Source organism: Telluria sp. AC161 (genome assembly GCF_979258535.1).
Genome location: NZ_OZ409861.1, coordinates 1,862,463 through 1,877,181 on the forward strand (window position 1 = coordinate 1,862,463; position 14,719 = coordinate 1,877,181).

16 protein-coding genes are annotated in these 14,719 nt (G+C 64.0%); 6 read left to right on the plus strand and 10 right to left on the minus strand.

Annotated elements, in window-relative coordinates; translation table 11 throughout:
* Positions 1-171: 171 nt before the first annotated feature.
* A complete protein-coding gene (locus ACZ0AJ_RS08390; RefSeq protein WP_499453848.1) occupies positions 172-570 on the plus strand; it encodes a hypothetical protein in 399 nt (132 codons plus the stop codon).
* A gap of 77 nt (positions 571-647) precedes the next feature.
* Here ACZ0AJ_RS08390 and pnuC read toward each other — a convergent pair whose 3' ends face one another.
* Positions 648-1,262: a nicotinamide riboside transporter PnuC gene (gene pnuC, locus ACZ0AJ_RS08395; protein ID WP_499453849.1), complete on the minus strand. Its 615-nt coding sequence runs from the start codon at positions 1,260-1,262 to the stop codon at positions 648-650.
* A 105-nt stretch (positions 1,263-1,367) separates the two neighbouring features.
* Positions 1,368-1,862, minus strand: coding sequence for a pyridoxamine 5'-phosphate oxidase family protein (locus ACZ0AJ_RS08400; protein WP_499453850.1), 495 nt, complete (start codon positions 1,860-1,862; stop codon positions 1,368-1,370).
* Positions 1,863-2,035: 173 nt separating this feature from the next.
* Between ACZ0AJ_RS08400 and nadB the strand changes: the two genes are divergently transcribed.
* The 3 genes from nadB to ACZ0AJ_RS08415 are packed head-to-tail and all read left to right on the plus strand — an operon-like array spanning position 2,036 to position 5,432.
* Entirely contained in the window at positions 2,036-3,646 is a 1,611-nt protein-coding gene (nadB, locus tag ACZ0AJ_RS08405) for an L-aspartate oxidase (protein WP_499453851.1), read from the plus strand.
* Position 3,647: 1 nt separating this feature from the next.
* Positions 3,648-4,547, plus strand: a complete 900-nt coding sequence (locus ACZ0AJ_RS08410) for a DMT family transporter (protein ID WP_499454511.1) — start codon at positions 3,648-3,650, stop codon at positions 4,545-4,547.
* A complete protein-coding gene (locus tag ACZ0AJ_RS08415; protein WP_499453852.1) occupies positions 4,548-5,432 on the plus strand; it encodes an NAD-dependent protein deacetylase in 885 nt (294 codons plus the stop codon).
* 99 nt (positions 5,433-5,531) lie between these two features.
* Here the strand turns inward: ACZ0AJ_RS08415 and ACZ0AJ_RS08420 are convergent, their stop codons facing one another.
* From ACZ0AJ_RS08420 to queE, 8 genes are all read right to left on the minus strand, one after another.
* Positions 5,532-5,852, minus strand: coding sequence for a hypothetical protein (locus tag ACZ0AJ_RS08420; protein WP_183552409.1), 321 nt, complete (start codon positions 5,850-5,852; stop codon positions 5,532-5,534).
* A gap of 28 nt (positions 5,853-5,880) precedes the next feature.
* A complete protein-coding gene (gene nadC, locus ACZ0AJ_RS08425) occupies positions 5,881-6,744 on the minus strand; it encodes a carboxylating nicotinate-nucleotide diphosphorylase (protein ID WP_499453853.1) in 864 nt (287 codons plus the stop codon).
* Complete coding sequence (nadA, locus tag ACZ0AJ_RS08430; protein ID WP_499453854.1) at positions 6,741-7,874, minus strand: quinolinate synthase NadA; 1,134 nt, start codon at positions 7,872-7,874, stop codon at positions 6,741-6,743. The genes nadC and nadA overlap by 4 nt, the downstream gene beginning before the upstream one ends.
* A 60-nt stretch (positions 7,875-7,934) precedes the next feature.
* A complete protein-coding gene (locus tag ACZ0AJ_RS08435; RefSeq protein WP_183552413.1) occupies positions 7,935-9,536 on the minus strand; it encodes an ABC-F family ATPase in 1,602 nt (533 codons plus the stop codon).
* Between the two features lie 103 nt (positions 9,537-9,639).
* A complete protein-coding gene (ldcA, locus tag ACZ0AJ_RS08440) occupies positions 9,640-10,557 on the minus strand; it encodes a muramoyltetrapeptide carboxypeptidase (RefSeq protein ID WP_499453856.1) in 918 nt (305 codons plus the stop codon).
* A gap of 97 nt (positions 10,558-10,654) precedes the next feature.
* Entirely contained in the window at positions 10,655-11,173 is a 519-nt protein-coding gene (gene tadA / locus ACZ0AJ_RS08445; RefSeq protein WP_499453857.1) for a tRNA adenosine(34) deaminase TadA, read from the minus strand.
* A complete protein-coding gene (gene queD / locus ACZ0AJ_RS08450; protein WP_183552419.1) occupies positions 11,166-11,612 on the minus strand; it encodes a 6-carboxytetrahydropterin synthase QueD in 447 nt (148 codons plus the stop codon). The genes tadA and queD overlap by 8 nt, the downstream gene beginning before the upstream one ends.
* A gap of 42 nt (positions 11,613-11,654) precedes the next feature.
* Entirely contained in the window at positions 11,655-12,290 is a 636-nt protein-coding gene (queE, locus tag ACZ0AJ_RS08455) for a 7-carboxy-7-deazaguanine synthase (protein ID WP_183552421.1), read from the minus strand.
* Positions 12,291-12,462: 172 nt separating this feature from the next.
* On the opposite strand from queE, the gene ACZ0AJ_RS08460 reads away from it, so the two are divergent.
* Both ACZ0AJ_RS08460 and ACZ0AJ_RS08465 read left to right on the plus strand, forming a co-directional pair.
* Positions 12,463-13,416, plus strand: coding sequence for a sensor histidine kinase (locus ACZ0AJ_RS08460; protein WP_499453859.1), 954 nt, complete (start codon positions 12,463-12,465; stop codon positions 13,414-13,416).
* A 230-nt stretch (positions 13,417-13,646) separates the two neighbouring features.
* Positions 13,647-14,567, plus strand: a complete 921-nt coding sequence (locus tag ACZ0AJ_RS08465; RefSeq protein ID WP_499456761.1) for a GGDEF domain-containing protein — start codon at positions 13,647-13,649, stop codon at positions 14,565-14,567.
* The last annotated feature ends 152 nt before the right edge of the window (positions 14,568-14,719 follow it).

Genomic DNA, 14,719 nt, shown 5'->3' on the forward strand with positions numbered 1-14,719 from the left:
ATATACAGTATAGCACTGTGCTGCCGGGCTTCGTAAGGGCTGCTGCCGCAAATTTTCGCTGGATTGCCCGTAACGGGCGCTCTCGTCCTACAGCGCCATGCCCTGCACGCCGATACGTGGCCGCCCTGCCCTGCATGACAATGGTTCATCCATTTCACGAAGGGGACTACCATGAACAGCAACGCACCCGCATCGACGACTGCAAACCAGGACGGCGCCACTGTCGGTATTGGCGGCCAGACCAGCGGCCAGCAAGGCGCGACGCCATCGCATGAGTCGCAGACAGAAACTGGCGGCAACGGCGGCCCGGGGCTGACCCGAAATCAATCGGGGCCGTACGTGAACGCACCCGACGGTGCCGAAGGCAATGAGCCGCCAATTACTGACGGCAGCGCAGCGCCGCAGCCAGAAGCGCCAAGCACCGTACCGCTCGATACGGCAGCAACGCACACCAATCCAGGCGCGCAGGATACGCGGCCAGGCCAGGCCGGCCCGAAAGTGACGGGCATGGGCGCGCCGGAAACGGGTGGCAATCAAACTGCAGGTGATCTGCCGCCATTCACGCGCTGATGTAAGTTGTGCCCGCAGCTGCCGTTTCGATGTTCGCCTGGCCAGCCATCCACGCAGGCCAGGCGAACGTCAAGGCTTCATGGCGGGCCGCCTGAAGCGGCATACGCACCGCTTGAGGCCTGCGCCGCCACCTGCTCCTGCTTCGCCAATTTGCGCCACCAGATCCACGACACGATCGCATTCACCCAGAAGCACATGTACAGGAACGCCGTCAGGTACAAGCCACGGCTGAAATACAGCGGCACCGCAATGGTGTTCACCAACAGCCAGACCGGCCAGCTCTCGATGCGCCGCCCCATCATCAGCAACTGCGCGATGACGGAAAACACAAGCACCGCCGAATCGATGAACGGCGCGTAAGCATTGGTATAGAAGTGAAGTGCAGCGCCATACCCGCCAGTGGCGATGAGACCGACCGGCGTCATCCAGGCCATCGTGCGCCAGCCCGCATGGGTAATCGGCAGCGGTGCGCCGCCCTTCCCATGCAACCAGCGCCACCAACCCAGCACACCCGTCACGACAAAGAATGCTTGCAGCACGACGTCGGCATACAACTGCGACTGCATGAATAGCACACCGAACAGGGTACAGCCAACAATCCCTGTCCACCACGTGTGGACGTTATTGCGGCCTGCCAGGAAGATGGCAATAGCCGTGAAGAGATTCGCGGCCAGTTCGAGGGGAGATATCATCGGATGCGGCGGGGCCAGGCTGGGAACATAGTGAATGTCCTTTGAATGAGAGCGGCTACTCTACGCCACTCTCATGCCTCGCCGCAAGTTAGTGCAAAAGAATGTTTACAGCTTGATGGTGCCGTGCTCCGAATCCAGATCCGGCTGCTTGCCGGTCACGGCTGCCTTGGCGACCGCAAACAGGCGCACCATCTTGCTGTCGTTCGAATCCCAGTATTCGGCAGCGTGCGGCACCACGCGCACGAGCACGGCGTGCTGGTCTTCCGGGCCGGCCGGGAACCAGGCTTGCACCATCGGGTTCCACATGCTGCGGATCTTGTCGCGGTCGACGATGCGTTCGGCCGTGCCGCTGACCGAGACATACGTGCTGTCATCGATATCCGAGAAACTAATGTTGACTTCAGGCTGGTGCGCGATGCTGTCCCACAGGGCGGTGGCCGAGTGCACGAAGAACCAGATGCCGCCTTCGGCATCGACGTCCTGCTTGGTCATTGGCTGGCTGGCCAGGTGATCGTGCTCGTCACGGAACGTGAACATGGCAAAGCGCAGGGAACCGATACGGTCTTCGAGGGCTGCTACGTGGGTGCGATCTGCTGTCATGGTGAATCCTTGATTGGGTGAGTAATAGCTCATCCTAACGCGCCATACGCCGCCTTTCGGTGCGCAGGCGTACATTTGCGACCCGCTGCGGATGAGTTTGGCCTGGTCACGCTGTCCCGCAGCCGGTGACAAATGGCTTATAGTATTGCCTCTGTAAACATTTCAACAATCCCATGAAATTCGACGTCGCGATCGTCGGCAGCGGCCTGGCCGGCCTGTCGGTAGCCCTGCACCTGGCCCAGACCCGCAAGGTTGCCATCATCTCCAAGCGCACCCTGCTCGACGGCGCCAGCGCCTGGGCCCAGGGTGGTATCGCGGCCGTGCTCGATTCGGGCGACAGCCACGAGCAGCATGTGGCCGATACCCTGGTTGCCGGCGCCGGTCTGTGCGACGAGACCGCCACCCGTTACATCGTCGAACACGGGCGCGAAGCGATCGAATGGCTGATCGATCAGGGCGTGCCGTTCACGCGTGACGCTACCGCCGAGATGGGCTTTCACCTGACGCGCGAAGGTGGCCACGGCCAGCGACGGATCATCCATGCGGCCGACGCCACCGGGCACGCCGTGCAAGTCACGCTGGAACAGAAGGTCCGCGCCCACCCGAATATTTCGCTGTTCGAGCACCATGTCGCGATCGACGTCATCACGTCCGCCAAGCTGCGGCCAAAGGTTGCGCATGGCAGTCAGCCGCGCTGCTACGGCTTGCACGTGCAGGATGTGAATAGTGGCGACGTGCTGACGTTCGAGGCGGAGCACACGGTGCTGGCCACGGGCGGCGCCGGCAAGGTGTATCTGTACACGACGAACCCCGACACCGCCACCGGCGATGGCATTGCGATGGCCTGGCGCGCCGGCTGCCGGGTGTCGAACATGGAGTTCATCCAGTTCCACCCGACCTGCCTGTACCACCCGTATGCGAAATCATTCCTGATCACCGAAGCGATCCGCGGCGAAGGCGGCCTGCTCAAGTTGCCACCCGAAGCGGGCGCACAGGCCGGCGAGCGCTTCATGCCAGCGCATGACGCGCGTGGCGAACTGGCGCCGCGCGATGTCGTGGCGCGCGCGATCGACTTCGAGATGAAGAAACGGGGCCTCGATTACGTCAACCTCGACATCAGCCACCAGCCCCCCGAATTTTTGATGGAACACTTCCCGACCATCTATGCGCGCTGCCTCGAACTGGGCATCGACATCACGCAGCAGCCCATCCCCGTTGTGCCGGCCGTGCACTTTACCTGCGGCGGCGTGGTCACCGACCTGGCCGGGCGCACTGATATCCCCGGCCTGTATGCGGTGGGCGAAGTCGCCTGCACCGGCCTGCATGGCGCCAACCGGCTGGCCAGCAATTCGCTGCTCGAATGCGTCGTCGTCGGCCGTGCCTGTGCGCAGCAGATCGCCGCGAGCCCGGCGATTGCCAACCCTGCGCTGCCGGACTGGGATGCCAGCCGTGTCACGAACGCCGACGAAGAAGTGGTGATCGCCCACAACTGGGACGAGCTGCGCCGCTTCATGTGGAATTACGTCGGCATCGTGCGCACGACCAAGCGCCTCGAGCGCGCGCTGCACCGGATCAAGCTGCTCAAGGAAGAGATCGACGAGTACTACCGCAACTTCCGCATCACGCCCGACCTGCTCGAGCTGCGCAACCTGGTCGAAGTCGCGCACCTGATCGTGAAAAGCGCCATGTCGCGCCACGAAAGCCGCGGCCTGCACTATTCGCGCGACTTCCCGGACACCTTGCCCAAGGCACTGCCGAGCGTGCTGACGCCGCGCCGGCGTTAGCATGGAACGGCAGCGGCTTTCGCTCACCACCGTCCTGCTGCTGAGCATCCCGCCCGTACTGTGGGCGGGCAATGCCATCATTGGCCGCCTCGTGCGCGACGCCATGCCGCCGATGACGCTCAACCTGCTGCGCTGGTCGATCGCCCTCCTCATCCTGCTGGTGCTGGGCCGCGCCGCACTACGCCCAGGCACCGGCGTGCTGCGCAACTGGCGCCGCTATGCCCTGCTTGGCCTCCTGGGCATCGGACTGTACAACTCGATGCAATACCTGGCGCTGACGACCTCGTCGCCGCTGAACGTGACGCTCGTCGCGTCCGGCGTGCCGGTCTGGATGCTGCTGGTCGGCCGGCTGTTCTACAACGTGCCGGTCAAGGGGCGGCAGATCGGCGGCGCCGTGCTGTCGATTGCCGGCGTGCTGGTCGTCATGTGCCGGGGCAGCCTGGCCGAACTGGCCGCGCTACGCCTGGTAGCGGGCGACCTGATCATGATCGTGGCGACGATTGTCTGGTCGTTCTACAGCTGGTCGCTGCTGCAGAAGGACGATGTGCCGGCGCTGCGTGCGGACTGGGCCGCCTTCCTGCTGGCCCAGGTAGCGTATGGCATGCTGTGGTCGGCCGCGCTGGCCGGCGGCGAGTGGGCGCTGGGTACGCCTCAGATCGTCTGGAGCTGGCCCCTCGCCGGCGCACTGCTGTACCTGGCGATCGGGCCGGCGATCATCGCCATGCGTTGCTGGGGCGCGGGCGTACAGCGCGCCGGGCCCGGGATCAGCGCGTTCTTCATCAATCTGACACCGCTGTTTACGGCGCTGCTATCGGCCGCCTTCCTGGGCGAACTGCCGCAGTTGTACCACGTGGCGGCGTTCGGCCTGATCGTCGGCGGCATTGTCGTGTCGGCGCGGTAAATGCAGAGCGGTGGTACGATTCCACCCATGAACGACGAACCTGGCAATTCACTTGGCGAACACCACGCGGCCACGCAACTGGCGGCGTTTCTCGAACAATATCCCCGTGCGCTGGTGCTCACCGGCGCGGGGCTGTCGACGGCATCCGGCATTCCCGATTATCGCGACCGGGATGGCGTGCGGCGCGGCAGGCTTCCCATCCAAGGCCCGGAATTCCGGCGCGACCCGGCGATCCAGCGCCGCTATTGGGCGCGCAGCATGGTGGGCTGGCGGATGATGTCGGGCGCCGCGCCCAATGCTGGCCATCGTGCGTTGGCCGCGCTCGGTACGGACAACCGCATCGGCTCGATCCTGACGCAAAACGTCGATGGCCTGCATACCCAGGCGGGCAGTCGCGACGTGCTGGAATTGCATGGCAATATCCACCATGTGACGTGCCTCGGCTGCGGCGCGAACTTCACGCGGGCCGCGCTACAGGTGCAGCTCGAGGCGGACAATCCGGGCCTGCGCCAGGTGCTCGCGCAGCCGCTGCCCGATGGCGACGCCGAAATCGATCCGGATGCGGTGACGGGTTTTACCGCGCCGGCATGCGTGCACTGTGGCGGCATGCTGATGCCCGACGTCGTGTTCTTTGGCGACAATGTGCCGGCAGCGCGCACGGCAGCTGCGCTGGCACGGATGGAGGCGGCCGACGCACTGCTCGTGGTCGGCTCGTCGCTGATGGTGTATTCGGGGTTTCGATTCTGTCGGCTTGCCGAAGCGGCCGGCAAACCGATTGCGGCGCTGAACCTGGGGCGCACGCGCGCCGACGACATGCTTGCGCTGAAGATTGAAGCATCCGCTGAGCGGGTCTTGCCGATGGTAGCTGAGTTGCTTGGAGCGTAGGGTGGACGGCTGTGCCGTCCACGCGTTCAAATCAAGCTGATTTCGTGGCGCATTGAGGATCGTTGAACGCGTGGACGGAGAATCCGTCCACCCTACGGCTTAATTGTTGCTGAACTTGATCACCAAACCAGTGATCAACGCCGCCGCCATCGCGATCGACAGCACGCCATGCAACACGGGCGAACCGATCGATGCATCCGACGCCGCAGCGTCACGTTGCATCGCCATCGCACGGCTCAACACGACCGGGCGCAGGAAACCGCGAATACCGACCAGCAGCATGCCGATGCCGAAGAACAGTTCGCCCTTCATATTGTAGAGAATCCCGTCCATCAACTGGGGCACGCCCAGCAGCAGGCCGAAGCCGAGCCAGAACAGGCGGAACACGAGCGAACGTTTCAGTTTGGTGGTGATCGACATAGTGTGGTCTGAGAGTTGAGCGGTGCGATCAGACGATGCGCAGCGAGTAATCGGTGGCGTGCACGTCCTTGGTCAGGCTGCCGATGGAAATGCGGTCCACGCCCGTTTCGGCAATCGCGCGCACGGTGTCCAGATTGATGCCGCCCGAGGCTTCCAGCAGCGCGCGGCCGGCATTGACCTGCACCGCCTCGCGCATCATGGCCAGGTCGAAGTTATCGAGCAATACCGACTTGACGCCGGCCGCCAGCGCTTCTTCCAACTGGACGATGGTTTCGACTTCGATCTGCACCGGCGCGCCAGCGTTCAGGCTGGCGGCCGCCGTCAGCGCGGGCGTGACGCCCCCGGCAGTAGCAATGTGATTTTCCTTGATCAGGATGCCGTCATACAGCGCCATGCGCTGGTTCTTGCCACCACCGACCCGCACCGCGTACTTCTGCGCCTGGCGCAGGCCCGGCAACGTCTTGCGCGTATCGAGAATCGCTGCGTTCGTGCCCGCGATGACGTTGACGTAGCGCCGGGTGGCAGTGGCCACGCCCGACAGCAGTTGCAAAAAATTCAGCGCGGCGCGCTCGGCCGTGAGCAGCGCGCGCGGGTTCGCCGTGATGGTACAGACGGTGCTGTTGGCCGGCATCAGGTCGCCTTCGGCAAACTGCCACGCGATGTCGGTGTCCTGGTCGACCGCGAGCATGACGCCCTCGAACCATGGCGCGCCACACAGCACGGCCGCCTCGCGCACGATGACGCGCGCCGTAACGCGGGTGTCGTCGGGCACGAGTTTGCCGGTCAGGTCACCGCTGCCGATGTCTTCCAGTAGCGCGGCCAGGATATTTTGTTCAAATGCCGCCTGCAGCTTGTCGTCAAACTGGGCGTGGGGATTGTGCAGACTGGTCATGCGGGGCCGACTCCGGAAAACATGGGGGCATTCTGTTCGAGCGCGCCGGTTGGCAGCGCCTTGGCGCGCTTGGCCGCCGCAAAATCGAGCATGCGGTCGATGGCGCGTTTGGCTTGCAGGCCGACGGCAGGGTCGACATGCACTTGATTGGCGCCCGATTCGAGCACCTCGGCCAGATTGCGCAGACCGTTCATCGCCATCCACGGGCAATGCGCGCAGCTCTTGCAAGTCGCGCTGTTGCCGGCGGTCGGTGCTTCGATGAAGGTCTTGCCGGGCGCGGCCATCTTCATTTTGTGCAGGATACCGTTGTCGGTGGCGACGATGAAGTGGGTGGCTTCCAGCGTCTGCGCAGCGTTGATCAGCTGCGTGGTCGAGCCGACCACGTCGGCCTGCGCCACGACGTTCGCCGGCGACTCGGGGTGCACGAGCACCTTGGCCAGCGGGTACTCGGCCTTGAGCAGGTCGAGTTCGATGCCCTTGAACTCGTCGTGCACGAGGCACGAACCCTGCCACAGCAGCATGTCGGCGCCGGTCTTGGTCTGGATGTACGAGCCCAGGTGGCGGTCGGGCGCCCACAGGATTTTCTTGCCCTGCGCGTGCAGCTCGGCCACGATGTCCAGGCCAATGGACGACGTCACCATCCAGTCGGCGCGCGCTTTGACTGCGGCGCTGGTGTTGGCGTAGACGACGACAGTGCGGTCAGGATGCTGGTCGCAGAACGCTGCGAACTCGTCGGCCGGGCAGCCGAGGTCGAGCGAACAGGTCGCGTCGAGGTCAGGCATCAGGATGGTTTTTTCGGGGCTGAGGATCTTGGCCGTCTCGCCCATGAAGCGCACACCGGCCACGACGAGCGTTTGCGCGGCGTGGTCACGGCCGAAGCGCGCCATCTCGAGCGAGTCGGACACGCAGCCGCCCGTTTCTTCGGCCAGGTCCTGCAGGTCGGCGTCCACATAGTAGTGGGCGACAAGGACCGCGCCTTTTTCTTTCAGCAGGCGCCGGATATTGTCCTTGAGCGCGTTGCGTTCGGCCAGTTCGGGCGCGCTGGGGATGCGTGCCCAGGCCTCGGCGGTGCAGGCCAGACCGGCCTGGGGCCGGTCATATTCATACGTCTTGATCGGTACGGTGTCCATACTCTTCTCGGTCTCCTTGGCAGGGGGCGCGTCGAACACGGCGCCCCTGCCAGTACTACATTACGCGTCGATGCCCTGGCTCGCCAGGTATTCCTCGTAGTTGCCACGGAAGTCGACGATCTCGTTTTCACGGATTTCCAGCACGCGCGTGGCCAGCGACGACACAAACTCGCGGTCGTGCGAGACGAAGATCAGGGTGCCGGCATATTTATCCAGCGCGATGTTGAGCGACTCGATCGACTCCATGTCCATGTGGTTGGTCGGCTCGTCCAGCAGCAGCACATTGTGACGGCCCAGCATCAGCTTGCCGTACATCATGCGGCCCTTCTCACCACCGGACAGCACATTGACCGACTTCTTGACTTCGTCGCCGCCAAACAGCAGGCGACCCAGGATCGAGCGCACGGCCTGATCGTCGTCACCCTCTTGCGTCCACTGACCCATCCAGTCGGTCAGGTTGTCGCCCACTGCGAACTCTTCGGTCGGATCCTGCGGCATGTAGCCGGGATTCGCGTTCTCGGCCCACTTGACGCGGCCTCCATCCGGCTGCAGGCCGCACAGCTCGCCGCCAATCGTGCGCAGCAGCGTGGTCTTGCCGGCGCCGTTGGCGCCGATGATCGCGATGCGCTCGCCGGCCTCGACCATGATCGAGAAATTCTTGAACAGTTGACGGTCGTAGGCTTTCGAGATGTTCTCGGCTTCCACCGCCAGGCGGTGCAGCTTTTTCTCGCCTTCGAAGCGCACGAACGGATAGGCGCGCGAGGATGGTTTGAACTCTTCGATCTTGATCTTGTCGATCTGCTTGGCGCGCGACGTGGCCTGGCGCGCCTTGGACTTGTTGGCCGAGAAGCGGCGCACGAAGTCCTGCAGTTCCGCGACCTTCTCTTTGGCCTTGGCGTTGTTCGACAGCTGCTGGTTGCGTGCCTGGGTCGAGGCCAGCATGTATTCGTCGTAGTTACCCGGATACACCTTCAGCGTGCCGTAATCCATATCGGCCACGTGCGTGCAGACCTGGTTCAGGAAGTGGCGATCGTGGGAAATGATGATCATCGTGGAGTTACGCTCGTTGAGCATGTCTTCCAGCCAGCGGATCGTGTTGATGTCCAGATTGTTGGTCGGCTCGTCGAGCAGCAGGATGTCAGGATTCGAGAACAGCGCCTGCGCCAGCAGCACGCGCAGCTTCCAGCCCGGCGCCACGGCGCTCATCGGACCCTGGTGCAGCTCGGTGCCGATGCCCAGGCCCAGCAGCAGTTCGCCGGCGCGCGCTTCAGCCGAGTAGCCGTCGTATTCGGCGACCTTGCCTTCGAGCTCGGCGGCTTTCATGTAGTCGTCGTCCGTGGCTTCGAGGTTCGCGTAGATCGCATCGCGTTCGGCGATCGCATTCCACAGCTCGGTGTGGCCCATCATGACGACGTCGAGCACGCGCGTGTCTTCGTAGGCGAACTGGTCCTGGCGCAGCTTGCCCAGGCGCTCGCCCGGATCCAGGCTGACGTTACCGGCGGACGGCTCGAGGTCGCCGCCCAGGATTTTCATGAACGTCGACTTGCCGCAGCCGTTGGCGCCGATCAGGCCGTAGCGGTTGCCGTCGCCGAAGCGCACGGAAATGTTCTCGAAGAGCGGCTTGGCGCCGAATTGCATCGTGATGTTGGCTGTGGATAGCACTGTATGACCCCAAAAAGCGTATTTGATTAACCGGCTATTTTACCATCGCATGCCCTGCAGGGCGAATGGGCTGGATTGGCGGGCGCCGTTGGCTGACGCGCGCTTAGGTGCAGCGCACGGTCGGGTAGTCCGACAGCAGCAGGCTGAAACCGTCAACGTCCGACTGCAGGCGCCCTTGCGCGCCAAACGGGATCGTGACGCGCCGTGGAATATGGCCAAAACTCAGCCCCGTCAGCACAGGCACGGGCAACGTGCGACGCACATAGTCGAGCATGGCATCAAAGTCATAACCATTGTCGAGCGGCCCCAGGCGGTAGCCGGAAAAATCGCCCAGCACCACCGCTTGCTGGCGTTCGAGCACACCCGCCTGCATCAATTGCAGCAGCAGTCTCTCGACACGGTACGGATGTTCGCTGATGTCCTCGAGCCACAGGATGCCGCCGTCGATCTGCGGAAAATACGGCGTGCCGATGAGCGAGCCGATCATCGCAAGATTGCCGCCCCAGACCGTCCCGCGCACATCCAGCTGCGGGTTGCCGCTGACGGTCTCGCGGATCGTGTGCGTCGGGCCAGCCAGACAGACCCAGAAATCGTCCAGCGTGAACGGCACCGGCTCTTCGGCGCCGAAGTCACCGGCCACCATCGGCCCGGCGTAGCTGAGCGCGCCTGTCCTGGCCATCAGGCCCATGTGCAGCGCCGTGACATCGGAAAAGCCGACAATGATCTTGCCGCTGGCGACAATCGCGTCGAAATCGATGGCCGGCAGCAGGCGGCTGATGCCGTAGCCCCCGCGCAGCGCGATGATCAGATGGATGTCGGGGTCTCGCACCGCCGCATGCAGTTGCGCGAGGCGGGCATCGTCGGTGCCGCCGAAGCGCTGGTGGGTGCAGCTGTGATCGTAGTAATTGCGGACCAGGCAGCCCAGCGCTTCAAAGCGTGCGATGGCACGCTCGACGGCGAGCGGATCGTTGGTGCAGCCGGCGGGCGCCACGATGGCGATACCGAGACGGGAAGTGATCACGGGTGGCGAGAAGACGGTAGGTGGAGTCTGGAAACATCTTACCGCGCCCACCGGTGCCGATCAAGGTCGGCCGGCAGCGCCAGCCGACTCACCCACGTCAGACTGCGCTGGCTTTTTTCGCCAATGCACGCCGCTCGGCAAAAAATGCGCGCAGCAGGCTGCTCGCCTGATCCGCCAGCACGCCACCCACCACGTCGGTATGGTGATTCAGCGATGGCTCGCCGAACAGGTTCACGACCGAGCCGCAGGCGCCGGTCTTCGGGTCCGTCGCCGCATAGATGACACGCGCCAGGCGCGCATGCATCATCGCGCCCGAGCACATGATGCAGGGCTCGAGCGTCACGTACAGCTCGCAGCCGGGCAGCCGGTAGTTGCCCAGCTTGTCGGCGGCGGCGCGCAGCGCCACGATTTCCGCATGCGCCGTGGGATCGTGCCCGCTGATCGGCTGGTTGAAACCTGTCGCGATGACTTCACCGTCCTTGACCACGACGGCGCCGACCGGCACTTCGCCACGATCCCACGCTAGTTGCGCCTGTTCCAGGGCCAGGGCCATGAAACGCGCGTGCGCCGCATCCGCAGCATCGTCATGCACGACTGCGGACGACACATCAGGCATCGGTGATCTCGGCCCAGCAGTTCGGGGTTTCGTGCAGCACGAGCTTGTGCAGGCGCAGGCCCGTGCCGAAACGGTCGATGAACACGGTCTTGAGGATCGTGAACGCCACTTGTGCCAGGTTTTCCACGGTGGGGATGCGGTCAATCACGACGGTCTTGTGATCCGGCAGCGACGACAGGAAGTCCAGCACCTTGTCATCCTTTTCGTACACGATGAAGGCATGGTCCCACACGTCGACCAGGTGCTGCTTGGCCAGTGCCTTGACGTCGGAGAAATCCATGATCATCCCGTTGTCGGAATTTCCGTCAGCGTCGATGACTTCGCCGGTCAGCGTAATTTCAAGGGTGTAACGATGCCCGTGCAGGTTGCGGCACTGGCTCTTGTGGTCGGGAATCCGGTGTCCGGCATCGAATTCAAGCTTGCGGGTAATGGTCAACATTGCTGCTTTACTAGGTAATGGAGTGATAATGGAGTGGATAAATCAGGGAATTTGGAGCAGCTTGTGGGTCTGCAGGCTCAGCTTCCATTTCGGATTGGCACGGCACGTCTCGATGGCCAGGCGGATATTCTGCGCCGCAAGCGGCCCATCCATCGCCTGCACGAAGAAGTGCTCGAAGTCGAGCCGCTCGTACGCCGCCAGGTCTTGCCCGATTTGCGGGATGACCACCTTGATCTCGCTGCCTTTTTCCACGACCAGCGTCGAGCCCATCTTGGGGCTGACACAGATCCAGTCGACGCCTTCCGGCACTGGCAGCGTGCCATTCGTTTCAATGGCGATGGTGAAGCCGCGCTCATGCATGGCGTCGATCAGGGCGCGGTCGAGCTGCAGCAGCGGTTCGCCACCTGTGAACACGACATATTTGCTGGCCGGATAGGTAGCCGGCCACAGGCCGTCGATCTCGGCGGCGAGCAGCGCCGCTTCCTTGAATTTGCCGCCGCGCTCACCATCGGTGCCGACGAAATCGGTATCGCAGAACTGGCAGATCGATGTGGCGCGGTCCTGCTCGCGGCCGGTCCACAGATTGCAGCCGGAAAAGCGGCAGAATACGGCCGGCCGGCCAGCGTGGGCGCCCTCTCCCTGCAAGGTGTAGAAGATCTCTTTAATGCTGTAAGTCACGTTAAGCCTCTCGTCAACCTTCCATTATAGCGCGGCGCATTCGCCGGCGCAGCGGATGTCGTGGACCGCTGAGAGCGTGTCGGAAACGTCAAGTTTGAGACTGAACAATATTCCTACATGAGCGGAGCGGTAAGTTCTTACGGAAACTTCCGACACCTTCACGAGGGCAATCATGAACAAACCGAACTTTTTGCTGATGACCTTGCCCTTCGTCGCCAGCAGCGCCAGCGCCAGTGACGCCTATGTCATGGTGCCGATGCTACTACGCAGCGCCGCGCCGGAACTGCTGGCGTGCATTCTGGTGACGATGGCGGCGCTGGTACTGGCATGCCTGAGCCTGCGCCGCGGCGTCGGCCTGGAAGAGCGCGTCCGCGCCCTGCACGGTCAGCTGGCGGCCGAACGTGCGTCGCGCGCGCAGTCCGAGCAGGCATTGGCGGACAACCACGACGTCGTGTATCGCCTGGTGCGCCAGAACGAAGATGTCCGCGACAGCGAACGCACGCGGATTGCGCGCGAACTGCAGAGCGAGCTGGGCCGGCGCCTGCTGACGCTGCGCACCGACCTCTCGAATCTGCATGACAGCGCCACCACGGCCCAGGCGCCAGCCCTGGCCAGCCGCCTGGACAGCGCCATCGCCCATATCGACGGTGCGATCGGCGCCGTGCGCGCCGTGGCCAGCGGCTTGCGCGGCTTCGGTGCGGGCGACGGCCTGCGCCATGCGCTGGAGCGCTGCCTGGCCGAGCACGCGCACCTGTACGGCATGCACTACCGCTTCGAGGCCGGCATCGATCCCAGCTCGCACGCCAGCCAGGATCGCGCCGCGCGGCTGGCGGTCTTTCGTGTACTGCAGGATGTCCTGGCCACGGCTGCGCGTGTCCAGGACGGCGAACTGCACGTGCGCCTGCTGGAAAATGCCAGCTCGCTGGGCCTGGAAATCGATGGCTGCGCCAGCGCCCCGGGCGAAGTCGCTTCCCTGCCGGCCGAGCTGATCGAGCAGATACGCGCCATGGGCGGCGTGCTGCGCGTCGTTGCCACCGCCTCTGAGGGTACCGGGCGCTGGTCCTTGTCGCTGCCGGTCAGGACTTCTGCCGCTGCACCTGCTGCGGAAATGGCCGTGGTTGCGTGACCAGCGTGCGACCGCACAACCGTGTACGTTAAACACAACGCTGAAACCTCCTTGCTCAAGATCAATAGCATGTGTTGATGCAAGTAGCAGAATCGGTTCCTGACGGCAGCCACCCGGTTGCCGCAAACCGAAGCGCTACCACTCGCAGAGGACTGCTCATGATCAACACAAGCAGCAGCGCGTCATACCCGACAGCCCTGCTCCAGGACGTCGCCTTCGTCGGTCAGTTGATGGAAAGCCTGTCGGTACCGGTCTTCGTGCTCGATACCCATGCACGCGTGACGATCTGGAACCGTGCCTGTGAGCAGCTGACCGGCGTGCCGGCGCCCGAAGTGCTGGGCACGGGCGACCACTGGCGCAGCTTCTATGACGTCCAGCGGCCCACGCTCGCCGATCTCGTCCTGCGTACCGGTGGCGATCCCGCACAGGCAGGCGAGGCGCTCGCCGCCCAGGGCGATGCCGGGCGCGCCACGCCGGGGCTGTCCATCGAGAGCTGGTGCGACATGCCGCGCGCCGGCCGCCGGCGCTACCTGGCGGCGGACGCCAGTCCGATCTTCGGCGCCAATGGCCAGCTGTCGGCGGTGGTCGAGACCCTGCGCGACCTGACCGATGAAAAAATGGCCCAGGCGGCACTGGAGCAACTGGCGACCCGCGACGGCCTGACGGGCCTGGCCAACCGGCGCTGCTTCGATGACACGCTGCAAGCGGAATGGGCGCGGGCGCTGCGCCAGGTGCAGCCGCTCTCGCTGCTGATGGTCGACGTCGACAACTTCAAAGCCTATAACGATGCCCATGGCCACCTGGGCGGCGACGAATGCCTGAAGCGCGTTGCGCGCGCCGTGGCCAGCGAGATGCGGGCCAATGACCTGGTGGCGCGCTACGGCGGCGAAGAATTCGCCGTGGTGCTGCCGAACCAGTCGCTCAAGGGCGCGGCCATCGTGGCCGAACGCATTCGCAGCCGGGTAGAGCAACTGCAGCTGCCGTGCCGCTTTGCCGCCGGCCACGTCACCGTGTCGATCGGCGCGGCCACGGCCATCGCCGGGCCGGACAACCATGCGAACCAGCTGGTCGCGATTGCCGATGCGGCCTTGTACCGGGCCAAGCACCTGGGGCGTAACCGGATCAGCCTGCCGATGACTGAGGCGGCCTGACAGCGTGCTGTCCACGCTTTCAACCTGCGGCGTCGGCTGAACGCGTGGACGGGAAACCCGTCCACCCTACGCCAACCCTTCGGAATACCGCGAATGAAACAAAAAAAACGGCGCCAACAGGCGCCGTTTTTACTTCTGTCAGTTACTCGACA